Below are 22,905 nucleotides of genomic sequence, written 5' to 3'. Positions count from 1 at the left end.
TGGCGGCATGACCGACCGTGCCCCCTCCCGTTCCCTCGTGCTCGCCTCGGCCTCCCCCGCACGCCTGAAACTGCTGCGCGACGCCGGGATGGACCCCAAGGTCGTGGTCAGCGGCGTCGACGAGGACGCGCTCGCCGCCGGCACGCCGCGCGAACTCGCGCTGCTCCTGGCCGAGGCCAAGGCCGACGCGGTGGCCGCCGGGCTCACGGCCGACGAACTGGTCGTGGGCTGCGACTCGGTCCTGGAGTTGGACGGCCGCGCGCTGGGCAAGCCGGCCGACGCCGCCGAGGCGTGGGAGCGCTGGCAGTCGATGCGCGGACGCGCCGGGGTGCTGCTGACCGGGCACTGCGTGATCGACCGGCGCAGCGGACTGCGGGTGTCCGACGTGGCGGCCACCACGGTGCGGTTCGGGACGCCGGACGACGACGAGGTCGCCGCGTACATCGCCACCGGTGAACCGCTGCACGTGGCGGGCGCCTTCACCCTGGACGGCTACGCGTCGCCGTTCGTGGACGGCATCGACGGCGACCCGGGCAACGTGATCGGCCTGTCGCTGCCGCTGCTGCGCCGGCTCCTGGCCGGTGTGGGTGTGCGGATCGTCGATCTCTGGACCTGAGGGGCCGTCAGGAGGTGGGCCCGTCCGGCCGGTTCAGGTCGCGCCGGACCGGGCCGGGGCCCAGGCCCGACAGCCCGGACGGCGGTTGCGGGGGGTACGCGCCGGGGCTCGGCTGCTGCTGCGGCAGATACGGCTGCGGGGCGGGTTCGGCGTAGGCGTTCGGTGCCCACGGGCCGCCGCCGGGGACCGGTGCGCCGACCGGGCCGGGACCGGGGCCCGGGCCGCGCCCGGGAGCACGCGGCGGCGGGGTGCCGCGCAGTGCGGCCAGCAGTGCGAGCGGCAGCGCGATCGCGGCGAGCACGAGCAGCGGTAGCGGTACCCCGCCGGGCTTCTCGGTCAGCCACTCCACCCAGCCGTAGTCGGCCGACGCGGCCTGCAGTTCCGGCCACACCGGTCCGCATGCCGCGCCCAGGCCGAATGCCGCGATCGCCGCCTCCGGACGCAGCCCGCCGATCACCACGCCGATCGCCGCCGCGCCCGCACAGCGCACCGCGAGCTGATGCCCGGAGCCGGCCGCGGGGCCGATGAACTCGGCCAGGACCAGGGCGAGTGCGGCCAGGCCGATCGCGTACGCCCCCAGTGTCCGGGCCGCGACCGCGCCCAGGATGCCCGCGACGGCGAGCCCGAGCAGCCACGGCAGGTATTCGCCCGGACCGTCCAACCCCAGCCCCGGGTTGCCCTCGGTACGGTCCCACGCGAACAGCGCGGCCGGGAACGCGGCCAGCCCGACCGCCATCGCCAACAGCGCGCCCGCGACCGAACGCACCCCGTCCACCCGATAGGTCAGCACCGCGGCGACCAGGCAGCCCGCCAACGCGACGATCGGCCACAGCCCGAGCACCTTGGGCTTGTCCTCGCCCATCACCACGGACGCCGCGGCGACCCCGACGCCGACCAACCCGAGCAGGAACACCCCACCGGAGGCGCCCGCTTCGGATTCCTGCCAGCCTCGGCCGGGCGGGACCAGCACCCGTCCGGTGGGCAGCAGGAGCAACAGGTAGCCGAACGCGACCAGCGGCAGCCAGGTCTGCAGACCGGCCCCGGACTCCCACATCGGATCGAGCACGTCCGACCCGCCGAGCACGAACAGCAGTGGTACGGCGGCCGCGAGCGTCGCCGCGAACGCGGCGTTCAGCGGCGCCTGGTGTCGCGGCACCGCGAGGTGGATCCACAACACCACGCCGATCAGCACCTGAACCGCGAAGCCGAACCGCAACAGGTAGACGAAGCCGAGCCAGCGCGCGTCGCCCGAGCCGTCGTAGTGCGTGGCGATCGGGTCGAGCGCGGTGGTCAGCGCGGCGCCGGCCAGGCCGATCACCAGCACGCCGCCGACCGCGCCGCGGCGATGGGTGAAGACGCTGTCGGTGAGTCCGACGCCGCCGATCACCAGCGGCACCGCCCACGGCAACAACACCGCGATCAGATCCCACACCGACCAGTCGTCGGCGCCCGCGATCGTCGGCGCCGGGAACGATCCGTAGTCGGCCGGGTCCGCGGCGGCCGGAACCGGTACGGCGGGGTCGATGCCGGCCCGGAGCAGTACCAGCGCGGCAGCCGTGCCGAGCACGACCAACAGCGCACCGGGCACCCACTCCAGGGACAACCGGCCCACCGGTTCGGGGCGCCGCGCACGGCCCTCCGCGAATCCGGCGCCGGCCTCGTAGGCCTTGCGTATCACTCCGCCGGCCATGGCCGTCTCCCCCGGGTCGTCGTACAGGCAGCTTAGGGAAGAGCGGCGGTTGTCCGCTCCCGAAGCGGAAGACGCGGACCCCATCGGTTCGGATCCGCCGGAAGTCCCTCGACCATCCCTCGATCGCCGGGCATCGCCGCGACGTCCGCGGCCATTACCTCGGAGGGAATCGACCGCCCCACCACGTGTCGAGCACAGTCGTGGGTGTCGGCAATCGAACCCTGGAGGACCCCATGAGCGCCCAGTCCCTGCACTCCACGTTCGCGGCCGGTGGATCGACCGGCGACGGCGCCGTCCGCGGCGACACCGGCCTGCTGCGCATCGCGCTGCGCCTGGACGCGATCGCCACCGGCGTGGTGGGCCTGGCCGCGCTGGCCGGTTGTGCCGCCTTCGACGGCGCCCTCGGCCTGCCCACCGCGTTCCTGGCCAGCCTCGGTGCGTTCCTGCTGCTCTACGCGTCGGCCGTGTGGCGGGTGGCCGGCCGGTCCGCGCCGCATCGCATCGGCACACGCGTGGTGATCGCCCTCAACCTGCTGTGGTTCGCGGACAGCCTGGTGATGGCCGGCGCGGGCTGGTTGGACCCGACCGGCCTGGGCACCACGCTCGTCGTGCTCCAGGCGATCGCGGTGCTCGGCTTCGTCGATCTGCAGATCTTCGGGCTGCGCAAGGCGAACAGGTCCGTGCGATGACCGTCGGCGGGAAGGCCGTCGGGCCGTCGAGGAGGCGTCGTGCCGCGTTCGTGGAACACCGCGTACGGTCGGGTGCCATGAGTTCGGGACCCGGGAGCATCGTCACCGAGCGGCCCGCCGGCCGCCCCGCCGGCCGCCGATCGAGCGGCGAGTTGATCCGGCACTGGCGGCAACACCGACGGCTGAGCCAACTGGAGCTGTCCGCGGAGGTCGAGGTGTCCACCCGGCACCTGAGCTTCATCGAGACCGGCCGCGCGGTGCCCAGCCGGGACATGGTGTTGCGGCTGGCCGAATACCTGGAGGTCCCGCTGCGCGAACGCAACCGGATGCTCCTGGCCGCGGGCCATGCCCCGGCGTACAACGAAAGCCGGCTGGACGCGCCGGAATTGCACGCGGTGATGACCGCGATGCGCCAGATCCTGGTCGGGCACGGTCCCTACCCGGCGGTGATCGTGGACCGGGCCTGGAACATCGTCGACGCGACCCCGAGCATCGCGCTGTTCACCGAGGGCGTGGCCCCCGAGTTGCTCACCGATCCGCTCAACGCCTATCGGGTGAGCCTGCACCCCGAGGGCATGGCGCCGCGGATCGTCAACCTCCCGCAGTGGCGCGCGCATCTGCTGCACCGACTGCGTCGGCAGGTCGCGATCACCGGGGACCTGCTGGTCCGGGAACTGTACGACGAGGTGAGCGGCTACCCGGGCGGCGAGCCGCCGAACGCGGCCGGGCCCGGCGCGCCGGCCATCCCGTTGGGCATCCGGTTCGGCGGTGAGGTGTTGTCCTTCGTGAGCACGGTGGCCACGTTCGGCACCGCGGTCGACATCACCGTGGCGGAGATCTCGATCGAGTCGTTCTACCCCGCGGACAAGCGCACCGGGCAGATCCTGCGCGAATTGCACGGCGACTGACGGTCGGGGTGGGTGGGGATGGCCGGCCGGGTCGGGGCTCGGTCTCGGTTCGACGGCGGGTTCAGCCGCGGAGCCGGTGGCCCCAGACCTCGGCCGGCCGGGTCACCGGGTCGGGGCGCCACTCGCCGAGGCGGGCCCAGTCCCAGGATCGCAGCGCCGCGAGCGCGGCATGGTTGTCCCGGGGCACCCGCGCCGCGGCGAAGGTGGCATCGGTGCCCGCGAGCAACTTCTCCCGCATCCGGCCGGCCAGTCCCTGACGTCGGTGCTGGGGTACGACCATGAGGTCCACGATCACGAACACCTTGCCGGCCGCCGCCGATTCGGCCACGTCCTCGGCCAGTTCCCCGTGGAATCCGGTCCACCAGCCGCTCGCCCGCCGAGGCGGGAAGCCGTACGTGCAGCCCGCCGCCGCGCCGGCTCCGTTCGCGACCACCATCTCGAACCCGGGCTGTTGGATGTGGTCGGCGTAGCGCCGCAGGAAATCGGGGCGGCCCGGCGGGTCCTCGCCGTAGGTCTTGACGTACGTATCCGCGACGGATTCCCGCTGTTGGTCGGCCTGCCAACGGGTCAGCCGGCGCAAGAACACCTCTGCCACCAGTACCTCCTGCCCAGGCATGGGATGCCGTAGCGGTTCACATCGTGGCAGCCGGCCCCGCCCGGGGGAAACACCACGAGCCGAATACCGCCCGGTCGGGTAGCGAACCCCGGCGACCCGCGGCCGCGGGCGGTCCCGTCGAGGTCAGGCGGTTTGCGCGTTTCGGCCTCTTTCGGCCGCGTGTGCTCGTAGCCTGCGCACGGGGTACGGCGAGGAGAGAGTCGAGAGTGCCGAACGTGCGGGAACCGGGTAATGCGTGGGACATGTGTGCCGAGGCTCACGACGAGCACGAGTGGGTGTATCAGTACGGGCCGGACGGACCGGCGGGCAATCCGTGGGCCAAGGCCTGCAAGCACTGCGGGAAGATGGCGGGGGCGAACGTCCCCGAAAGCGGGCCGCTCGGGCGCTCCACCGGCGGCGACTGCCTGGGCGGCTGACGGGACCCGACACATAACTGGAACACGTTTCAGGTATACCCGGGCATCGGCGCCCGGCACCTGCGGAGTACGTTGACCCCACCGGCAACGTGGCCGGCAGCTCCATCGCAGGCCATGAACATGGCGGGTTGCCGTACCCATGACGAGGTGGGGCGGCCGATTGTGCCCGCCTTCGAATCCCTAGACTCTCCGCAGTTCAGGAGGGAGCCAGATCGTGCGCAAGGTACTCATCGCCAACCGTGGGGAAATCGCGGTCCGCGTCGCCCGAGCATGCCGGGATGCCGGCATCGCCAGTGTGGCCGTCTACGCCGAACCGGACCGGGATGCTCTGCACGTGCGGGTGGCCGACGAGGCCCACGCGCTCGGCGGAAACACTCCGGCCGAGAGTTACCTGGACGTGGCCAAGGTTTTGCAGGCCGCCCAGGACTCCGGCGCGGACGCCATCCACCCCGGATACGGATTCCTGTCGGAGAACGCGGAATTCGCCCAAGCCGTGCTGGACGCCGGCCTCACCTGGATCGGACCGCCGCCGCAGGCGATCCGCGACCTCGGTGACAAGGTGGCCGCCCGGCACATCGCCCAGCGGGCCGGCGCGCCCCTGGTCGCCGGCACCCCGGACCCGGTCTCGGGTGCCGAGGAAGTGGTGGAGTTCGCGAAGGCCAACGGCCTGCCGATCGCCATCAAGGCCGCCTTCGGCGGTGGCGGGCGCGGCCTCAAGGTGGCCCGCACCCTCGAAGAGGTTCCCGAGCTGTACGACTCGGCGGTGCGTGAGGCGGTGGCCGCGTTCGGCCGCGGCGAGTGCTTCGTCGAGCGGTACCTGGACCAGCCGCGGCACGTCGAGACCCAGTGTCTGGCCGACACCCACGGCAACGTGGTGGTCGTGTCCACCCGCGACTGCTCGCTCCAGCGCCGGCACCAGAAGCTCGTCGAGGAGGCGCCCGCGCCGTTCCTGACCGAGGAGCAGAACGCCGAGCTGTACCGCGCGTCGAAGGCCATCCTCAAGGAGGCCGGCTACGTCGGCGCCGGGACCTGCGAGTTCCTGGTGGGCCAGGACGGCACCATCTCCTTCCTGGAGGTCAACACCCGTCTCCAGGTCGAGCACCCGGTCACCGAAGAGGTGACCGGCATCGACCTGGTGCGCGAGATGTTCCGGATCGCCGACGGCGAGGCGCTCGGCTACGACGACCCGCCGCTGCGCGGCCACTCGTTCGAGTTCCGGATCAACGGCGAGGACCCGGGGCGCGGCTTCCTGCCCGCTCCCGGCGAGGTCACCAAGTGGCTTCCGCCGTCCGGCCCGGGCGTGCGCCTGGACTCGGGCGTCGAGCAGGGTTCGGTGATCGGCCCGGCGTGGGACTCGCTGCTCGCGAAGCTGATCGTCACCGGTCGCGACCGCAAGCAGGCGCTCCAGCGGGCCAAGCGCGCGCTGGACGAGTTCGTCGTGGACGGCATGGCCACCGCGCTCACCTTCCACCGCGAGGTGGTGGTGGACCCGGCGTTCGCGCCCGAGCTGGCCGGCTCGACCGACCCGTTCACGGTGCACACCCGGTGGATCGAGACCGGGTTCGAGAACACGATCGCCCCGTTCGGCGGCGGCGCGGACTCGGCCGAGGAGGCCGGCGAGCGCGAGACCGTCGTGGTCGAGGTCAACGGTCGGCGCTTCGAGGTCACCCTCCCGGCGGGCCTCGGCGCGTCCGGCGCGGCCCCGGCCGCGGGCAAGAAGGCGCCCAAGCGCGGCGGTGCCAAGAAGGCCGGCGCCGCGGCGAGCGGTGACTCGCTGGCCAGCCCGATGCAGGGCACCATCGTCAAGGTCGCGGTCGAGGAGGGTCAGCAGGTCGCCGAGGGCGAGCTGATCGTGGTCCTGGAGGCGATGAAGATGGAACAGCCGCTCAACGCCCACCGGGCGGGCACGGTCAAGGGCCTGGTCGCCGAGGTCGGCGCGACGGTCACCTCCGGCGCGGTGCTCTGCGAGATCAAGGACTGATCCGGGTCGCCCACCCGCGGATCGGCCACGATCGTGCGGGTGGGCGACCCGAGCGCCCCCGCCCGACACGTCGGCGCGGGGGCGCTCGTCCGCGCCGACCGAAGTCGCAGGGGGCTCGGCTTGGACCTCTGGTTTCTGCTCGCCACCGCCGTCGCGGCCGGCGGCACCGGGGCCGCCCTGGGCATGCGCTGGTCGAATCGTCGACGTGGCGCCCGGTCGCCGCGCCCACCCTCGCGCATCACCGCGTCGGGTGAGCCGGCCGTCTTCTCGGTACCGCCCGAGTTGCTGGAGCGGGCGCGGGCCGAGTTGCTCGCGTGGCTGCGCGCGGACGTGAGCGAACGACTCGCCGAATTGACCCGGCGCACGCAGGCGCTGGTACCGGCCGGGCGGCCGGCCGCGTTGGCGGCACAACTGCGGGCACTGGACGCGGGCGAGGCGGCGTCGTGGGTGCTGCGGGACGCGGACGATCTTCCCGATCTCGCGGGTGCGTGGTTGTTGGTGTGGCACGGTGTCCGCGCGCTGGAGGTGGCCGCGGAGCAGCACGATGCGACGGACGAGGTGGGCCCGGATCGTCGGTTCGAGGTGTCGGTGTGTCTGTTCAACCCGTTGCACGGCGCCGCGCACGCCACGATGCGGTGGGCGATGCGAGGTCTGGCCGCGCCGGTACCGGCCTGCTGGGCGTGTCTGATCGCCGGGAGCGAGCGCACGATGCCGGACATCCTCACCGCGCGGGTCGCCGACGGGGCGTACCTGCCCTACTACGAGATCCCGGCGGAGCAAAGCGTGTGGTCGGCGACGGGGTACGGCGCCTTCGGCGGTGACCTGGTCGAACAGGTGCGGAGCGCGTTGCCCGGGGGGCGCCGGGCAGTCGGCGAGTGACACCTGAGCACGGGGTCGTGATCACTGGTCGGGCATCACCCCCGGGACGCGCATGTCCCGCATCCGCTCCCCGTTGAACTCCGCACGAGCGCCGGGAACGGCCCGTTGCGGAAGGGGGGCGATGTGCACCTGTGCGCCCAGTTCGGCCAGGGCCTCGCTCTCCGGGCCGGGAGCATCCTCGTCGGTGACGAGGTGGGTGATGCGCTCGGGGGCCACCGTCTGGAACATGGTGTCCACACCGATCTTGGTGTGATCGACCATGACGACGACCTCGTGGGCGGCCTGGATCAGGGCGCGGTCCACGCTCGCGGACAGCATGTTGGGGGTGGACAGGCCACGCTCGGCGGTCAGCCCGTTGCCGGACACGAACGCGCGACGCACGCGCAGACCCGCCAGGGCCTGCTCGGCTCCGCTGCCGACCAACGCGTAGGACGACCCGCGCAGCGTGCCGCCGGTCATCACGACCTCGACCCGATTGGCGTGGGCGAGGACCTGCGCGACGAGGAGGGAGTTGGTGACCACGGTCAGGCCCGGGATCCGGGCCAGCCTGCGGGCCAACTCCTGCGTGGTGGTGCCGGCGCCCACGACGATCGCGTCCCCCTCGTCGACGAGGGAGACCGCGAGGTCGGCCATGGCCGCCTTCTCAGCCGCCGCGAGGTGGGTCTTCTGCGAATAGCTCGGCTCACGGGACAGCCCACCGGGCAGTACCGCTCCACCGTGCCGACGGTCGAGCAGCCCTTCGGCTTCCAGGGCCCGCACGTCCCGCCGAACCGTCACCTCGGACGTCTGGACCACCCGGGCGAGTTCCCGTAGGGACACCGCTCCGTTGGCCCGCACCATTTCAAGAATCAGTTGACGACGCTCTGCTGCGAACACGTGACGAAGGTAACGCGAACGACCGGCTCTTATCAGCCGCTTGCGACTCTTACCCGAACTTGTTCATCAAAGTGATAAGACCGCTTCGGTTTCCGGGCGCAGCGAAGCCGCAGCGTTCGGGAGGGCCAACCATAACGCTGCTCGCCCGGAGCCGGATACCGCTGCTGTACACCGATTTTGATTCCGCGTCAGCCGGGCTCGACGGATGCGGAACACACCGCGAGGCGGCGATCACACCCGGTCCGATTCGAGTATGCGCGGCGGCCTCGGAGCACAGCGGATGTTCGAGAAAAGCCACCCGTAAGTGGAGTCCCCGGGAGCGCGGAATCCGAATTCCGCGCGCCCCTCGCACGCCGGAGGCCACCCGTACTCGACCGCACCGATCCTGCGCGCCTTATCGATCTTGAACTCGGGGCCGCCCGAGGTCGTCCGGGCCGATTCGCCCCGGCCCCGGCCCCGGTCAGGAACGCTCGCGCCGGTGCAATTGCCGGGCGGCTTCCGCGATCGATCCCGAAAGGGACGGGTAGACGGTGAATCCGCTGGCGATCTGGTCGACCGTCAAGTGCAGGTCCACGGCGAGCGCGACGGTGTGGATCAACTCGCTCGCGCGCGGCGCCACGATCACACCGCCGACCACGATCCCGGTCCCCGGGCGACAGAACAGCTTCACGAAACCGTCGTGAATGCCCTGCATCTTCGCGCGCGGGTTGCGCGACAGCGGCAGCTTCACCCCGCGCGCATCGATCTCGCCCGCGTCGATCGCGGCCTGGGTATAGCCGACCGTGGCGATCTCCGGGTCGGTGAACACGTTCGAGGACACGGCCTTGAGGTTCAGCGGGGCCACCGCGTCGCCGAGCATGTGGTACATCGCGATCCGCCCCTGCATCGCCGCGACCGACGCGAGCGCGAAGACGCCGGTGCAGTCGCCCGCCGAGTACACCCCGTTCGCGGTGGTGCGCGAGACCCGGTCCACCCGCACGTGTCCGGTGTCCTTGAGGAAGACTCCGGCCTCCTCCAAACCGATGCCCGAGGTGTTCGGGATCGCGCCGACGGCGACCAGGCAGTGGCTGCCCTCGACGATCTGGCCGTCGGTCAGGGTGACGATGACGCTGTCCCCGTCCCGCTTGACGCTCTCCGCCCGCGAGCGCGACATCACCCGCATGCCGCGCCGCCGGAAGACGCCTTCGAGCACCTCGGCCGCGTCCGGGTCCTCGCCCGGCAGCACCCGGTCCCGGCTGGAGACCAGGGTCACCTTCGAGCCGAGCGCCTGGTACGCACCGGCGAACTCGGCACCGGTGACGCCGGAGCCGACCACGATCAGCTCGCGCGGCAGCTCGGACAGGCCGTACATCTGCTTCCAGTTCAAGATGCGCTCGCCGTCCGGCTCCGCACCCGGAATCTCGCGCGGGTGGGCGCCGGTGGAGATCAGGATCGCGTCCGCGTCCAGCGTGCGCTCGGTGCCGTCGGCCAGGTCGGCCACCACGCGGCGCGGCCCGTCCAGGCGGGCGGTGCCGCGCAGCACCCGCACACCGGCGCGCGTGACGCCCTGCGCGATGTCGTTGGACTGGGCCTTGGCCAGTTGCAACACGCGCCGGTTGACCACGCCCAGGTCCACCCCCACGATCGGGCGATCCAGCGTGCCGGGGGTGCCGTCGTCGACGTAGATGCCGAGCTCGTGGTGCGAGTCGGCGAAGTTCGTCATGACCTCGGCCGTGGCGATCAGGGTCTTGGACGGGACACAGTCCGTCAGTACAGCCGCACCACCCACACCTTCGCGCTCTACCACCGTCACCTCGGCTCCGAGCTGTGCCGCGACCAAAGCCGCCTCGTACCCGCCGGGTCCTCCGCCTACGATCACAATCCGAGTCACGGGTGTCATTCTCTCCCATGCCCGCTCGTCGCGTAGGCTGCGGCCATGCCCCTCTACGCCGCGTACGCAAGCAACCTCGACGCGCGGCAGATGGCTCGGCGTGCCCCACACTCCCCTCTGCGCCACACCGGTTGGCTGCCCGGCTGGCGGCTGACCTTCGGCGGCGAGCAGTTGGGTTGGGACGGATCGCTGGCCACGGTCGTCGAGGACGAGTTGTCCCAGGTATTCGTCGCGCTGTACGACCTGGCCGAGATGGACGAGCCCGACCTCGACCGCTGGGAGGGCATGCCACTCGGCCTGTACCGCAAGGTCCGGGTCCGGGTGGAGTCGCTGTTCGGCGAGCAGTTGGCGTGGCTGTACGTCCTCAACGACTACGAGGGCGGCCTGCCGTCGGCGCGCTACCTCGGCATGGTCGCCGAATCGGCCGAATCCGCCGGCGCCCCCGACGACTACGTCAAGGAACTCCGCAACCGCCCCTGCTCGTAACCCGGCCCCCCCGGCGAAACTCGCCCGGCGTCCTGCCACACTCGGCTCGTCGGTCGTGCCGAGTGGGGGAGCGCGCTGTGCCCGAGATCCGTTACACCCTGAGTTTTCGGCAGCGTTGGCTCCACCTCCTGCTCGCCGCGCTCTTCGGCGTGTTGTCCGCGCTGCGCGCCTCCACCCACGGAATCGCCGAAGACTTCCCGCTCTTCGTGGCCCCGCTCTTCCTCCTGAACTTCTTCCTCTTCTCCCGCTTCGAGACCCGACTGACTCCGCAGGGCATCACCTGTCGCCGATACCGCACCCTGCGGCTGGACTGGTCCGAGATCACGAACGTGCGGGAGCGACGTCTGCTGGGCAGCCGCTCCATACAACTCGTGCTCGCCGACGGCAAGGTGTACAACCTCGCCGTCCCGCTGGACGCGATGCTCCAGCGCGATCGGGAGTTCGACACCAAGCTCGCCACCCTGTGGAACGCCTGGACCGGCGCGACCGGTCGCGGTGCGTACATCCCCGGCCCCGACGCCCCCGAGCAGTGGCAGACTCCGCCCGCCTGAACGGACATATCACCACTTTCCATGACCAGTCCTCCCCCGCTGTCATTGCGGTCGTATCACAGTCTTCTACGCGCATAGACCCCGCCCGCGCCGTTCTCAGGTACAGCATTTACGCTCATCGATGTGAACGTATTGGATAGCCACGACCCGTACACGGCCGCCGCCGAGGCCGCCGAAAGCCTTCAGCGGCTCACCGGTGCCGCCACGCACGACATCGCGCTCGTCATGGGCTCTGGCTGGGTGCCCGCCGCCGACATGCTGGGCGACCCGGAGCACGAGTTCCCGGTCACCGAGCTGCCCGGCTTCCCGCCGCCCGCCGTCGAGGGCCACGCGGGCACGGTCCGCTCGCTGGTCATCGGCGACCGTCGCGCGCTGGTCTTCCTCGGCCGCACCCACCTCTACGAGGGGCACGGCGTCGCGTCCGTCGCGCACGGCGTGCGCACCGCGGTCGCGGCCGGCTGCAAGGCCGTCGTGCTGACCAACGGTTGCGGCGGCCTGCGGCCGTCCTTCGTACCCGGTCAGCCGGTACTGATCAGCGACCACATCAACCTCACCGCCGCGTCCCCCATCGTCGGGGCCAACTTCGTCGACCTGACCGACCTCTATTCGCCGCGGCTACGCGCGTTGTGTCGCGAGGTCGAGCCCGACCTCGAAGAGGGCGTCTACGTACAATTCCCCGGCCCGCACTACGAGACCCCGGCCGAGATCGGCATGGTCCGCGCGATCGGCGGGCACCTCGTCGGCATGTCCACGACCATCGAAGCCATCGCCGCGCGCGAGGCCGGCGCGGAGATCCTGGGCATCTCGCTGGTCACCAACCTCGCCGCGGGCATGACCGGCGAACCGCTCAACCACGAAGAGGTCCTGGCCGCCGGGCGCGCGTCCGCCGAGCGCATGGGCCGCCTGCTGACCCGGGTCCTGCCCCGCATCTGAACGTCCGTAGTCCCGTCCCCGCCCTCTCCCGATCCCTTCCGCACCGAGGAGTCCGTGTTGAGCGACGTCATCGAGATCGCGCGCGCCTGGCTGGCCGAGGACCCGGACCCGGACACCCGGGCCGAACTCGAGGCGTTGCTCGAAGCGGACGACCGGGAGGGCCTCGCGGATCGCTTCGCCGGGCTGCTCCAGTTCGGTACCGCGGGGCTGCGCGGCGAGTTGGGCGCGGGACCGAACCGGATGAACCGCGCGGTGGTGATCCGCGCTGCGGCGGGTCTGGCCGCATACCTCAAGACCGTCTACCTCACCGACACGGTCGCGCCCGCCGCGACGCGCAACGCGGTGGTGATCGGGTTCGACGCGCGGTACAAGTCCGACGTGTTCGCCCGGGACACCGCCGCCGTGCTGGAGGCGGCCGGGCTGCACGCGCTGCTGCTGCCCCGGCCGCTGCCCACACCGGTGCTGGCCTATGCGATCCGGCACCTGGGCTGCGTCGCGGGGGTGATGGTCACCGCGAGCCACAACCCGCCGCGCGACAACGGCTACAAGGTCTACCTCGGCGACGGGTCGCAGATCGTGCCGCCCGCCGACGCGGAGATCGCCGGGCGGATCGCGGCGATCGGCCCGCTGGCCGACGTGCCGAGGGCCGAGGACGGCTGGGAGACACTCGGCGAGGCGCTGATCGACTCCTACCTCGACCGCGCGCTGACCGTGGTCGACCCGGCCGGCCCGCGCGACGTGCGGATCGTGCACACCGCGATGCACGGTGTGGGCACCACCGTGATGCTCGGCGCGTTCGATCGCGCGGGCTTCGCGGACGTGCGACCGGTGCCCGAACAGGCCGATCCCGACCCCGACTTCCCGACCGTGGCGTTCCCCAATCCGGAGGAGCCCGGGGCGATGGACCTCGCCTTTCGCACCGCGCTCGCCGAGGACGCGGACGTGGTGATCGCCAACGATCCGGACGCCGACCGGTGTGCGGTCGCGGTACCGGACGCGAGTGTCGCGGGCGGCTGGCGGATGTTGCGCGGCGACGAGGTCGGCGCACTGCTCGGCGCCGAGGTGGCCCGCCGGGGCACCGACGGCGTGCTGGCCACCACGATCGTGTCCTCCTCGCTGTTGGGCGCGATCGCGCAGGCCGACGGTCTCGCCTACACGGAGACGTTGACCGGCTTCAAGTGGCTCGCGCGGGTGCCGAACCTGGCCTTCGCGTACGAGGAGGCGCTGGGCTACTGCGTGGACCCGGCCGGGGTGTGCGACAAGGACGGCGTCACGGCCGCGCTGATGCTGGCCGAACTCGCGGCCGGTGCCAAGCGGGACGGCCGGACGCTGCCCGGTCTGCTGGACGACATCGCCGGGCGGTACGGCCTGTACGCGACCGACCAGTATTCGGTGCGGGTGGACCGCCTCGAATCCATCGCGGACGCCATGCGGGCACTGCGCGAGCAGACCCCCCGGGCGCTCGGCGACCTGGCCGTGGCCGCCGCCGACGACCTGCTGCACCCGGCGGCCGACGGCCTGCCGCCCACCGACGGCCTGCGCTACACGCTGGCCGGCGACGGCGCGGACCTGACGGCGGGCCGGGTCGTGGTGCGACCGTCCGGGACCGAGCCCAAGCTCAAGGCCTACCTGGAGGTCGTGGTCGACCCGAAGCGGATCGCCGAAATCGGCATCGACGCGGCTCGCACGGCGGCCCACGCGGCGCTGGAGCGGCTGAAGCGGGATCTGGCCACGACGCTGGGCATGTAGCCCGCTATTCGGTCGCATCGGGCCGATGCGCGCGGGTGGGGCGGAGCGGCCGGACGGGCGCCCGCCCCATCGGCGTGTCGGCGCCCGGTGAACCCTTCGAGGTACGGGATCCGGGTCGGGTGGTACCGGGGTACCGAGCCGGCTTGGCCCTTCGGGTTGATGTGCGCGGCGGGTCGGCCGGCGGATCGTGGAAAAGTCAACCGATTCCGGTTCCAAGAGGACACCATGACCACCCTGACCCGGTTCCCCGCCCGGAACACCCCCCTGCACGCCCCGATGCGCGCTCGCCTGCGATACGTGTGGCAGTGGGCGAAGGCCGGACGCTCGATCCCGGCGCTCGCCACCTTCCTCGGCGCGGTACTGGTCCTGCCGGTGCTCGCGTTCGGCGTCGCCTACCCGCTGCTCTCCGGCGGCGCCGACACGCTCTTCCGGTCCTCCGCGCAGGACATCGCCGCGTGGGGCGGACTCGACATCGGCGGGCCGTTGGCCGGCGAGGTCACGGTCGCCGCGCTTGCGGTGAGCGGCGCGTTGATCGTGCTGTACAGCGTCGTACGGGTGTTGCGGCGGGGCGCGCGCTGAATGGGCCGGCCTGCGGCCCGGCCTGTGCTCGAACGCGGGCCGGCCCCGGACCCGGCCTTCGGCCGAGGTGGCCCCGGACGCCGGCCGGGCTGTTTTTCGCTCGGGCAGGCCGGATTGCATCGGGCGGGCCGAATTGCGTCGGCCGGACAGGAGGGACTCGGCCGGGCCGGCTTTTGCTCGGCCGGGCGGATTCGATCCGACCGGATCGGGTCGGCCGGGCCGTGTGGCAGGCCCGGTCGTGTCCTACAGCAGGCCCAGCAGGACCGATGCGAGGCCGGAGACGGCCATGCCGCCGAGGATTTCCGAGGACCAGTGGACCTGGACCGGGCCGGCGGACTTCTTGGCGAACTGCTCGCTCATTCCCCGCAGGTCGTCCACGACCTGGTCGGCGCGGGAGAGTTGGGGCAGGTCGTGGGCACCGTGGCCGTACGGGTCCTCGGCCGCCGCGCGGCCCTGTTGGCGCAGTGCCCGCTTGCGTTCGCGCAGCGAGACCGGGATGGCCCAGATATGGAACGACTTCTCGTCGGCGCGCACCTCGATCGAGTACTCCGCCCGGACTCGCTCCACCGCGCCCCACGGCACCACGATGGTGCGGAACGGGTTGCGGATCACCAGCCGATCCGGCCCGACCAGCACGGCCGACCGAAGCGTGAGCGCGACCACCAGGAATCCGAAGAAGATCACGATGGCGAGAACCAGCCATTTGGTTCGGCCTTCCCCGCGGATCAGCGTGTCGACCACCATCCACACCCCGACGGCGATCAGAAGCACCCCTACGGCCAGCGCCGGCCGGGAGCGATACGTGGTGATGTCCTCGTCGCTGCTCATGACCGGTGATTGTGCCGCACGACGCCGGTCGGGTTCCGCTCGACCGGACCACTGGGCCCGACGCTACGCGAGTAGATATGCTCATCTTGTGAGCATGCCGTCTGCAATTCTCGCCGACCCGGCCGAGGTCACCTCGTCCGAAGCGGCCCTTCGACGCTTTCTGCACGGTCTTCCCGGCGTCGACAGGGTCGGTACCGAAGCGCGGGCAGCAATGCTCGCGACGCGCTCGATCAAGACCGATGCCAAGGTCGCGGCAATCGACCTGGCCATCCGAATGATCGACCTGACCACCTTGGAAGGTGCCGACACCCCGGGCAAGGTCCGGGCCCTGTGCGCGAAGGCGCTGCACCCGGACCCGGGCGCGCCGGACGCGCCCCGGCCCGCCGCGATCTGCGTCTACGGCGACCTGGTCGCCGAGGCCAAGGCCGCGCTCGGCGACTTCGGCGTGCACGTCGCCGCCGTCGCGACCGCGTTCCCGTCCGGGCGCGCCTCGCTCGACGTCAAGCTGGCCGACGTGGCCTACGCGGTCGCCGCCGGCGCGGACGAGATCGACATGGTCATCGACCGGGGGGCGTTCCTCGCCGGCCGTTATCGGGCCGTCTTCGACGAGATCGTCGCGGTCAAGGCCGCCTGCGCGCGCAGCGCCGCCGCCGGTGGGGGCAGCGCCCACCTCAAGGTGATTCTGGAGACCGGTGAACTGTCGACGTACGACAACGTACGCCGCGCGTCGTGGCTCGCGATGCTCGCGGGTGCCGACTTCATCAAGACGTCCACGGGCAAGGTCTCGGTCAACGCGACGCTGCCGGTGACGCTGGTGATGCTCCAGGCGGTCCGCGACTTCCGCGAGGCCACCGGCCGACAGGTCGGCGTCAAGCCGGCCGGCGGGATCCGCACCACCAAGGACGCGATGAAGTACCTCGTGCTGGTCAACGAGACGGTCGGCACGGACTGGCTGGACCCGGACTGGTTCCGGCTCGGCGCCTCCAGCCTGCTCAACGATCTTTTGATGCAGCGCCAGAAGCTGGCCACGGGCCGCTACTCCGGCCCCGACTACGTGACGGTGGACTGACAGCCATGGGCAACCCATTCGAGTACGCGCCCGCGCCCGAGTCGCGCGCGATCGTCGACATCGCCCCGGCGTACGGGCTGTTCATCGACGGAAAGTTCGCCGACGCGGCGGACGGCGGTCGACTCAAGACGGTGAACCCGGCCACCGAGGAGGTGCTCGCCGAGATCGCGATCGGCGGCGAGGCGGACGTGGATCGCGCGGTCAAGGCCGCGCGCAAGGCGTTCAAGTCGTGGTCCGCGCTGCCCGGCGCGGAGCGGGCCAAGTACCTGTTCCGGATCGCCCGGCTGATCCAGGAGCACGGGCGCGAGCTCGCGGTGTTGGAGTCGATCGACAACGGCAAGCCGATCCGCGAGTCGCGCGACGTGGACATCCCGCTGGTCGCGGCACACTTCTTCCACTACGCGGGTTGGGCCGACAAGCTCGGCCACGCGGGCTTCGGGCCCGATCCGAAGCCGATCGGGGTGGCCGGTCAGGTCATCCCGTGGAACTTCCCGCTGCTGATGCTGGCCTGGAAGGTGGCGCCGGCCCTCGCGGGCGGCAACACCGTGGTGCTCAAGCCGGCCGAGACCACCCCGCTGACCGCGCTGCGGTTCGCCGAGATCTGCGTCGAGGCCGGGCTGCCGGACGGTGTGCTGAACATCGTCACCGGCGCCGGCGAGACCGGTCGTGCGCTGATCGCCCACCCGGACGTGGACAAGGTCGCGTTCACCGGCTCGACCGCAGTGGGCAAGGAGATCGCCCGCACGATCGCGGGCACCCGCAAGCGGGTCACCCTCGAACTCGGCGGCAAGGCCGCGAACATCGTCTACGACGACGCCGCGATCGACTCCGCCGTGGACGGCATCGTCGAGGGCATCTTCTTCAACGGCGGCCAGGTCTGCTGTGCCGGTTCGCGCCTGCTCGTGCAGGAGTCGGTGGCCGACGAACTGCTGGCGAGCCTGACCCGGCGGATCAAGACGCTGCGCGTGGGCGACCCGCTGGACAAGAACACCGACGTCGGCGCGATCAACTCGGCCGCGCAACTCTCCCGGATCCGGGAACTGGTCACGGCGGGCGAGGCCGAGGGCGCCGAGCGCTGGTCGTTGGCCGGCGAGCTGCCCGGCAAGGGCTTCTGGTTCCCGCCGACGGTGTTCACCGGCGTCACCCAGGCACACCGGATCGCCCGGGACGAGATCTTCGGCCCGGTGCTGACCGTACAGACCTTCCGCACCCCCGCCGAGGCGGTGGAGAAGGCGAACAACACCGCGTACGGCCTGTCCGCCGGCGTGTGGACGGAGAAGGGCGCCAAGGCCCTGTGGACCGCGCAGCGGCTGCGGGCGGGCGTCGTGTGGACCAACACGTTCAACAAGTTCGACCCCTCCTCGCCGTTCGGCGGGTTCAAGGAGTCGGGCTTCGGCCGCGAGGGTGGCCGCCACGGGCTGGAGGCCTACCTCGATGTCTGAGCGCCTTGAGGTGTCGAAGACCTACAAGCTGTACGTCGGGGGCAAGTTCCCCCGGTCCGAGAGCGGGCGGGTGTACGCGGTGACCGACAGCAAGGGCCGGACCCTGGCGAACGCGCCGCGCGGGAGTCGCAAGGACGCCCGGGACGCGGTCGTCGCGGCGCGCAAGGCGTTCCCGGGTTGGTCGGGCGCCACCGCCTACAACCGGGGTCAGATCCTCTACCGGATCGCCGAGATGCTGGAGGGTCGGCGCGAGCAGTTCGCGACCGAGGTCGCCGCGGCCGAGGGCGTCAACCGCACCAAGGCGCTCGCGGCCGTGGACGCGGCGGTGGACCGCTGGGTCTGGTACGCCGGGTGGACCGACAAGCTCGCCCAGGTCGCGGGTGGCGCCAACCCGGTCGCGGGCCCGTTCGCGAACTGGTCGACGCCCGAGCCCACCGGCGTGGTCGCGGTGATCGCCTCGCAGCGCTCGTCGCTGCTGGGCCTGACGAGTGCGGTCGCGCCGGTGATCGCCACCGGCAACACCGCCGTCGTGCTCGCGGCCGGCGCCTCGGCGCTGCCCGCGTTGTCCTTCGCCGAGGTGCTCGCGGTGTCCGACCTGCCGGGCGGGGTGATCAACATCCTGACCGGGCACCCGGCCGAGATCGCCCCCACGCTCGCGTCCCACCAGGACGTCAACGCGATCGACCTGACCGGCGTGGCGCCGGACGCGGGCGTCGCGTCGGCGCGCGACCTGGAGATCGCCGCGGCGGACAACCTCAAGCGGGTGTTGCGCCCCGAGGCCAAGGAGCCGGACTGGTCCGCGGACCCGGGCACCGGTCGCATGCTGGCGTTCACCGAGGTTCGTACGGTCTGGCACCCGACCGGATACTGATCGCCGGATCGCTCCGACGCGACAACCGGGGCCGTCACCCACACGGGTGACGGCCCCGCCACCGTTCCGGGTCGTACCCGGGCCGACGGGGCGAGCCGAACAGCGCCGTATCCGATCGCCATCTCGCGCGACCGGGCCGGGGTCACCTCGGGATGGTCGACCGACCACAGCCGCACCACGTCCCCACTCGCGCCGAGCAACGTCCGCACCGCGTCGGCGCGTTGCCGCCCGACCGGCCGCCGTCGACGCACTGCCCACAGCAGCACGTACGGGGTGACCGGGAGCGCGAGGGTCCGCACGTCCGGCAGGATCCGCTCCAGATCCGCGTCCGCGATGACCGACCGGCCGCCGGCGGCGTCGAGTTCGGGTTGTGCCGTGTGCAACCTGCGCTCCGCCTCGGCCGGCCCGCGGGCGTCGGCTCAGGCGGCGAGCGCGCGGTCGGCGCGGGTCTCGCTCGCCCGGCCGGTCGCTTCGGCGGGCCGTCGGGTGGAGAGCTTCCAGGTGGCCAGGACCCGGGCGATCACGACGACGGCGAAGAGGGCGAACAGAGCGGACATACGATCGGATCCTCGAAGTTGCGAGCGTGCGGTCACCGCGGCGAACTCGCCCGGCGAGACTCGACGCTAGCCCCGCACAACGGCCGTTTCCGGTCTCTTGACGCGGCATCGACGCAGGTGGGAGCGTTCCTGACGGGATCTTGACGAACGCTCAGCGCAGCGACAGTTCGGCGATCACCGCGGCGTGATCGGTGCGCGGCACACGGTGTTCGGAGACCGAGACCACGTCGATCCCGCCGCCCACCAGGACGTGGTCGATCCCGAACAGCGCCGGCAGGCCGTGGAAGTACGCCATCGGCCAGGTGCGCACCAGGACCCGGCCGCGCTCCTCGTGCGCGTCCCGCAGCCCGGCACCGGTGAGCGCGCGAAACGAGGCGTTGTCCGAGGTCGCGTTGAAGTCGCCGAGAAGGATCATCGGCAACGTGCGCCGCTCCGCCTCGCGGCGCAGCGCGTCCATGTCGTGCGCCCACTGCCCGGCCTGCCCGCGCATCGGCGGGATGGTGTGCACACCCTGGAGCCGGACCCGGCGCCCGTCCACCTCCACGGTGGCCCCGGGCATCGGCATCGTGGTGCGTTCGGGCAACAACCGCTCCTCGCCCAACGGCCGGCGGGCGTAGATCGCCAGCCCGGCGGCACCGGATTCGCCGTGCCCGGCCGTGTACGGGAGTTCCCGGGTGAGACCGGCCCGTTCCAGGCCCGTCGCCAGTTCCGGCGTCAACTCCTGCACGGCCAACACGTCCACCCGCTCGCGCCGCACCAACTCGGTGATCCGACCCGGATCCGCCGTGCCGAAGTAGGCGTTGGACGTCATCACCCGCAGCCGCACCCCGCCGGGCACGGGACCGTCGGCGGGACTGATCCGAGGCAGTATCCACACGGTGTGCACGACCACCAGGCCCAGCGCGACGAGCAGGGTCAGCCGCATGCGCAACAGCGCCGCACCGAGCAGCACGAGCACCGAGGCGGCCGCCGCGTAGGGCGCGAAGACGGTCATGATCGCGACCGGCCACATCGCGTCGAACACGAGCAGCCGGGCACCGGTCACCAGCACCGCGCCCGCGAAGATCACGCCGACCACGCTGCGGCCGACCGTGCGCACCCGACGCCGCAACCGCCACAGCCGAGGCGGCGGCGGAAGTTCCTCCGCCGGCTCCGCCTCGACCTCGGCGGTCACGGCCGGGTCCCCCCGTAGGTCTGCGCCGACGGTGGCGCGGTCGGCCGAGGCGGCATGGCGGCACCGGGTGTCGGGCCGGCCGCCGGCGCCTCCGCCTGCGGGCGCCCCGCACCGGTCGGCGCGGCGTAGTCGGCGGTCCCCGACGCGTACGGCGCCGCGACCCGCGGCCCGGTCCCGGGGTGCTCGTGGGCGGGGTGGCTCCCGGTCGGCGCGGCCGGTCGACTCGCGGCCGCGGTGTCGCGCCCGTGGCCGGGCCACTCCTGGTGCGGCAGCGACTTGCCGCGCGTGACCGTCGGCGGGCTCGGCGCGCCCAGGACCACGATCAGGAAGTACGCGCACAGCGCGAACAGCACCAGCACGCCGACGTTGACCGCGCTCTGTTCGACCCGGGCCCCGGCCGGGATGTCGGCGAATCCGCCGCCGTCGTAGGCGAGGCCGCCCAGCGCCACGGTGACCCCCGCGATCCCCTGTACGGCGAGCACCCCCAACGCGGCCCGGGTGATCGTCCGGGCCCTGGGTGTGGGCCGCCCCGCATGGGTCACCAACAACACCGCGCCGGCGAGCAGCACCGGCGTGAGCACGTCGAGCAGTGCGGACTGGCCGCCATAGGCCCGGGCTCGGAAGCCGTGTACCCCGGACCCCACGCCGAACAGGACGCGCAGCGCGTCGACCGCCAATTGCAATGCCAGAAAGCCGACCAGCGCCCATGCCGCCGGCTCTCGCAAACGATCCGTTTCCTGCCCCATCCGACTGCCTCCCCGTGGCCACGTTCGCGGCTCAGGGTAGACGGGCACGGGCGCCGCGGCAGGGGCAGTGTCCCGGCCGGGCCCGCCGGCCGGTCGGCTCAGAGCCGATCGAGGGCGTCCTGCACGGTCATCCCGTCGGCGAGGTCGCCGGTGACCAGGTTGGTGCCGACCGGCGCGTCGCCGACCTCGGTGCCGACGCTGTTGGACAGCGGATTCAAACCGCCGCCGTTCATCGGGTTGAGCTGCGCGCGCTCCACCGCGCCGAGCACGGCTCCGGTGGCGGCGGCGGCACCCTGGCCGGCGGCGGGTACATCGGGGCGGGAGATCCCGTCGGTCGTGACGGGCGCGGCCGCGGCGCTGCCCGCGAGGCCGAAGGCGGCGGCGGCGCCGAGCGACGTGGCGGCGATTGCGGTGCGAAGAACGGAGGACATGACGATGGCCCTTCCCTGTCGACCAGAGGATTGACCACGCAACGTAGCCACTCGGCTACGCCGAGCGCAATTCGGCGCCCCGCGCGCCGATGTCCCGAATCCGCTCCGAATTCGACGGAACCGTCACAGCCCCATCCGCCGTCCCTGCCGATGAGAGACACCGGCGGGACACATCACCAGGGATCGACACAACTGCACAGCGGAAACCGGCGGCGGAAAGCCGGCCCAGAGCGCCGGGAGCAGGTGGACGGGACGAGCGGGTACGACCGGCGCGGATCAGGCGACGAGTTCGGCGAACGCCTCGTCGGCACCGAAGCTCAGCGCGTCGTCCTCGCGCAGCCGGCGCAGCGCACGCCAGATGCTCGACTTGACCGTGCCGACACTGCAGCCGAGCACCTCGGCCACCTCGGGGTCGGTACGACCCTCGTAGTAGCGCAGCACCAGCATGGTGCGCTGCGGCTCGGGCAGCTTGGCCAGCGCGCGCCACAACACCGCACGCAGCTCGGTGTCGCCCATCGAGTCCGATCCGTCCGGACGCTCGGGCAGCTCCTCCGAGGGGTACTCGTTGATCCGACGTCGACGCCAGGCCGATATGTGCAGGTTGGTCATCGTGCGGCGCAGGTAACCGCCCAGCGCGGCCTTGTCCTGGATCCGACCCCACGCCTGGTACGTGCTCATCAGCGCGCTCTGCAACAGGTCCTCGGCCTCGTTGCGGTCACCGGTGAGGTGGTACGCGGTGGCGAACAGGGCCGACCGGCGTTCCCGGACGTACGCGGTGAATTCGTCGTCGACACTGTCCGTGCACGGAACGCTACGCGCGTTGCCGTTCAGCGGGGCGAGGGCGACGACGGTACGGCGGTTGTCCTTGCGGATGCCCTGCGACTTCGTCTGGGACTGCATGACTTCTCCCCCGGTTCGGCGCTCGTTCACGATGTACAGCCTCGTGGG

General features: G+C 71.9%; 24 protein-coding genes. 14 read left to right on the top strand and 10 right to left on the bottom strand.

The features are described 5' to 3' along the window. Positions 1-7 precede the first annotated feature (7 nt). Positions 8-616 carry a nucleoside triphosphate pyrophosphatase gene (locus tag ABZ374_RS08420; protein WP_360308120.1) on the top strand — a complete coding sequence of 203 codons (609 nt, stop codon included), beginning with the start codon at positions 8-10 and terminating at the stop codon, positions 614-616. 7 nt (positions 617-623) lie between these two features. Here the strand turns inward: ABZ374_RS08420 and ABZ374_RS08415 are convergent, their stop codons facing one another. Next, entirely contained in the window at positions 624-2,306 is a 1,683-nt protein-coding gene (locus ABZ374_RS08415) for a hypothetical protein (RefSeq protein ID WP_360308117.1), read from the bottom strand. A gap of 233 nt (positions 2,307-2,539) precedes the next feature. On the opposite strand from ABZ374_RS08415, the gene ABZ374_RS08410 reads away from it, so the two are divergent. Both ABZ374_RS08410 and ABZ374_RS08405 read left to right on the top strand, forming a co-directional pair. Next, positions 2,540-2,995 (top strand): hypothetical protein, encoded by a 456-nt coding sequence (locus ABZ374_RS08410; protein WP_360308114.1) that lies wholly within the window; start codon positions 2,540-2,542, stop codon positions 2,993-2,995. A gap of 77 nt (positions 2,996-3,072) precedes the next feature. Beyond that, the gene (locus tag ABZ374_RS08405; RefSeq protein ID WP_360308111.1) at positions 3,073-3,903 is read left to right on the top strand and encodes a helix-turn-helix transcriptional regulator; all 831 of its coding nucleotides are present in this window, start codon (positions 3,073-3,075) and stop codon (positions 3,901-3,903) included. 61 nt (positions 3,904-3,964) lie between these two features. Here the strand turns inward: ABZ374_RS08405 and ABZ374_RS08400 are convergent, their stop codons facing one another. Further along, complete coding sequence (locus tag ABZ374_RS08400; protein ID WP_360308108.1) at positions 3,965-4,498, bottom strand: hypothetical protein; 534 nt, start codon at positions 4,496-4,498, stop codon at positions 3,965-3,967. 263 nt (positions 4,499-4,761) lie between these two features. On the opposite strand from ABZ374_RS08400, the gene ABZ374_RS08395 reads away from it, so the two are divergent. The 3 genes from ABZ374_RS08395 to ABZ374_RS08385 all read left to right on the top strand — a co-directional run bounded on the left by ABZ374_RS08395 (position 4,762) and on the right by ABZ374_RS08385 (position 7,795). Continuing rightward, entirely contained in the window at positions 4,762-4,935 is a 174-nt protein-coding gene (locus tag ABZ374_RS08395) for a hypothetical protein (RefSeq protein WP_360308105.1), read from the top strand. A gap of 214 nt (positions 4,936-5,149) precedes the next feature. Beyond that, positions 5,150-6,916 (top strand): biotin carboxylase N-terminal domain-containing protein, encoded by a 1,767-nt coding sequence (locus tag ABZ374_RS08390; protein WP_360308102.1) that lies wholly within the window; start codon positions 5,150-5,152, stop codon positions 6,914-6,916. 120 nt (positions 6,917-7,036) lie between these two features. Next, positions 7,037-7,795, top strand: a complete 759-nt coding sequence (locus tag ABZ374_RS08385) for a hypothetical protein (RefSeq protein ID WP_360308099.1) — start codon at positions 7,037-7,039, stop codon at positions 7,793-7,795. Between the two features lie 21 nt (positions 7,796-7,816). On the opposite strand, the gene ABZ374_RS08380 is transcribed toward ABZ374_RS08385, so the two are convergent. Together ABZ374_RS08380 and ABZ374_RS08375 are read right to left on the bottom strand one after the other, a co-directional pair. Next, a complete protein-coding gene (locus ABZ374_RS08380; RefSeq protein WP_078975593.1) occupies positions 7,817-8,671 on the bottom strand; it encodes a DeoR/GlpR family DNA-binding transcription regulator in 855 nt (284 codons plus the stop codon). Positions 8,672-9,131: 460 nt separating this feature from the next. Then, a complete protein-coding gene (locus ABZ374_RS08375; RefSeq protein ID WP_360308096.1) occupies positions 9,132-10,550 on the bottom strand; it encodes an NAD(P)H-quinone dehydrogenase in 1,419 nt (472 codons plus the stop codon). Between the two features lie 36 nt (positions 10,551-10,586). Here ABZ374_RS08375 and ABZ374_RS08370 point away from each other — a divergent pair, with 36 nt between their 5' ends. The 5 genes from ABZ374_RS08370 to ABZ374_RS08350 all read left to right on the top strand — a co-directional run bounded on the left by ABZ374_RS08370 (position 10,587) and on the right by ABZ374_RS08350 (position 14,839). Beyond that, entirely contained in the window at positions 10,587-11,027 is a 441-nt protein-coding gene (locus tag ABZ374_RS08370; RefSeq protein WP_020552649.1) for a gamma-glutamylcyclotransferase, read from the top strand. Between the two features lie 77 nt (positions 11,028-11,104). Continuing rightward, complete coding sequence (locus tag ABZ374_RS08365) at positions 11,105-11,578, top strand: hypothetical protein (RefSeq protein ID WP_360308092.1); 474 nt, start codon at positions 11,105-11,107, stop codon at positions 11,576-11,578. A 123-nt stretch (positions 11,579-11,701) separates the two neighbouring features. Then, positions 11,702-12,511 carry a purine-nucleoside phosphorylase gene (locus tag ABZ374_RS08360; protein ID WP_360308089.1) on the top strand — a complete coding sequence of 270 codons (810 nt, stop codon included), beginning with the start codon at positions 11,702-11,704 and terminating at the stop codon, positions 12,509-12,511. Between the two features lie 54 nt (positions 12,512-12,565). Continuing rightward, positions 12,566-14,260, top strand: coding sequence for a phospho-sugar mutase (locus ABZ374_RS08355; protein ID WP_360308086.1), 1,695 nt, complete (start codon positions 12,566-12,568; stop codon positions 14,258-14,260). 225 nt (positions 14,261-14,485) lie between these two features. Beyond that, entirely contained in the window at positions 14,486-14,839 is a 354-nt protein-coding gene (locus ABZ374_RS08350) for a hypothetical protein (protein ID WP_360308083.1), read from the top strand. A 243-nt stretch (positions 14,840-15,082) separates the two neighbouring features. Here the strand turns inward: ABZ374_RS08350 and ABZ374_RS08345 are convergent, their stop codons facing one another. After that, positions 15,083-15,667, bottom strand: coding sequence for a PH domain-containing protein (locus tag ABZ374_RS08345; protein ID WP_360308081.1), 585 nt, complete (start codon positions 15,665-15,667; stop codon positions 15,083-15,085). A gap of 94 nt (positions 15,668-15,761) precedes the next feature. Between ABZ374_RS08345 and deoC the strand changes: the two genes are divergently transcribed. From deoC to ABZ374_RS08330, 3 genes are read left to right on the top strand one after another with little or no spacing between them, the layout of a single operon-like run. After that, positions 15,762-16,736 (top strand): deoxyribose-phosphate aldolase, encoded by a 975-nt coding sequence (gene deoC, locus ABZ374_RS08340; protein WP_360308078.1) that lies wholly within the window; start codon positions 15,762-15,764, stop codon positions 16,734-16,736. 5 nt (positions 16,737-16,741) lie between these two features. Further along, complete coding sequence (locus ABZ374_RS08335; protein WP_360308075.1) at positions 16,742-18,178, top strand: aldehyde dehydrogenase family protein; 1,437 nt, start codon at positions 16,742-16,744, stop codon at positions 18,176-18,178. Next, positions 18,171-19,049, top strand: a complete 879-nt coding sequence (locus ABZ374_RS08330) for an aldehyde dehydrogenase family protein (protein WP_360308072.1) — start codon at positions 18,171-18,173, stop codon at positions 19,047-19,049. The genes ABZ374_RS08335 and ABZ374_RS08330 overlap by 8 nt, the downstream gene beginning before the upstream one ends. Positions 19,050-19,468: 419 nt before the next feature. Here ABZ374_RS08330 and ABZ374_RS08325 read toward each other — a convergent pair whose 3' ends face one another. The 5 genes from ABZ374_RS08325 to ABZ374_RS08305 form a co-directional block, all read right to left on the bottom strand. After that, positions 19,469-19,606: a hypothetical protein gene (locus ABZ374_RS08325; protein WP_360308069.1), complete on the bottom strand. Its 138-nt coding sequence runs from the start codon at positions 19,604-19,606 to the stop codon at positions 19,469-19,471. A 151-nt stretch (positions 19,607-19,757) separates the two neighbouring features. Beyond that, the gene (locus tag ABZ374_RS08320; protein WP_360308066.1) at positions 19,758-20,780 is read right to left on the bottom strand and encodes an endonuclease/exonuclease/phosphatase family protein; all 1,023 of its coding nucleotides are present in this window, start codon (positions 20,778-20,780) and stop codon (positions 19,758-19,760) included. Continuing rightward, a complete protein-coding gene (locus ABZ374_RS08315; protein WP_360308063.1) occupies positions 20,777-21,526 on the bottom strand; it encodes a hypothetical protein in 750 nt (249 codons plus the stop codon). The genes ABZ374_RS08320 and ABZ374_RS08315 overlap by 4 nt, the downstream gene beginning before the upstream one ends. A 98-nt stretch (positions 21,527-21,624) precedes the next feature. Beyond that, positions 21,625-21,957 carry a hypothetical protein gene (locus ABZ374_RS08310; RefSeq protein WP_360308060.1) on the bottom strand — a complete coding sequence of 111 codons (333 nt, stop codon included), beginning with the start codon at positions 21,955-21,957 and terminating at the stop codon, positions 21,625-21,627. A 276-nt stretch (positions 21,958-22,233) separates the two neighbouring features. Beyond that, entirely contained in the window at positions 22,234-22,857 is a 624-nt protein-coding gene (locus ABZ374_RS08305; RefSeq protein WP_360308057.1) for a SigE family RNA polymerase sigma factor, read from the bottom strand. Between the last annotated feature and the right edge of the window lie 48 nt (positions 22,858-22,905).

It is taken from the genome of Embleya sp. NPDC005971, from assembly GCF_040629175.1.
Lineage (GTDB): Bacteria > Actinomycetota > Actinomycetes > Streptomycetales > Streptomycetaceae > Embleya.
This window is presented reverse-complemented; position numbering and strand designations above follow the sequence as displayed.

What these genes read in the sequence shown, in the direction of transcription:
- ABZ374_RS08310 (WP_360308060.1), bottom strand. Translation starts at nt 21,957, where the DNA reads ATGTCCTCCGTTCTTCGCACCGCAATCGCCGCCACGTCGCTCGGCGCC.
- ABZ374_RS08395 (WP_360308105.1), top strand. Translation starts at nt 4,762, where the DNA reads ATGTGTGCCGAGGCTCACGACGAGCACGAGTGGGTGTATCAGTACGGG.
- ABZ374_RS08315 (WP_360308063.1), bottom strand. Translation starts at nt 21,526, where the DNA reads ATGGGGCAGGAAACGGATCGTTTGCGAGAGCCGGCGGCATGGGCGCTG.
- ABZ374_RS08335 (WP_360308075.1), top strand. Translation starts at nt 16,742, where the DNA reads ATGGGCAACCCATTCGAGTACGCGCCCGCGCCCGAGTCGCGCGCGATC.
- ABZ374_RS08330 (WP_360308072.1), top strand. Translation starts at nt 18,171, where the DNA reads ATGTCTGAGCGCCTTGAGGTGTCGAAGACCTACAAGCTGTACGTCGGG.
- ABZ374_RS08345 (WP_360308081.1), bottom strand. Translation starts at nt 15,667, where the DNA reads ATGAGCAGCGACGAGGACATCACCACGTATCGCTCCCGGCCGGCGCTG.
- ABZ374_RS08350 (WP_360308083.1), top strand. Translation starts at nt 14,486, where the DNA reads ATGACCACCCTGACCCGGTTCCCCGCCCGGAACACCCCCCTGCACGCC.
- ABZ374_RS08405 (WP_360308111.1), top strand. Translation starts at nt 3,073, where the DNA reads ATGAGTTCGGGACCCGGGAGCATCGTCACCGAGCGGCCCGCCGGCCGC.
- ABZ374_RS08415 (WP_360308117.1), bottom strand. Translation starts at nt 2,306, where the DNA reads ATGGCCGGCGGAGTGATACGCAAGGCCTACGAGGCCGGCGCCGGATTC.
- ABZ374_RS08305 (WP_360308057.1), bottom strand. Translation starts at nt 22,857, where the DNA reads ATGCAGTCCCAGACGAAGTCGCAGGGCATCCGCAAGGACAACCGCCGT.
- deoC (WP_360308078.1), top strand. Translation starts at nt 15,762, where the DNA reads ATGCCGTCTGCAATTCTCGCCGACCCGGCCGAGGTCACCTCGTCCGAA.
- ABZ374_RS08370 (WP_020552649.1), top strand. Translation starts at nt 10,587, where the DNA reads ATGCCCCTCTACGCCGCGTACGCAAGCAACCTCGACGCGCGGCAGATG.
- ABZ374_RS08420 (WP_360308120.1), top strand. Translation starts at nt 8, where the DNA reads ATGACCGACCGTGCCCCCTCCCGTTCCCTCGTGCTCGCCTCGGCCTCC.
- ABZ374_RS08410 (WP_360308114.1), top strand. Translation starts at nt 2,540, where the DNA reads ATGAGCGCCCAGTCCCTGCACTCCACGTTCGCGGCCGGTGGATCGACC.
- ABZ374_RS08325 (WP_360308069.1), bottom strand. Translation starts at nt 19,606, where the DNA reads ATGTCCGCTCTGTTCGCCCTCTTCGCCGTCGTCGTGATCGCCCGGGTC.
- ABZ374_RS08375 (WP_360308096.1), bottom strand. Translation starts at nt 10,550, where the DNA reads ATGACACCCGTGACTCGGATTGTGATCGTAGGCGGAGGACCCGGCGGG.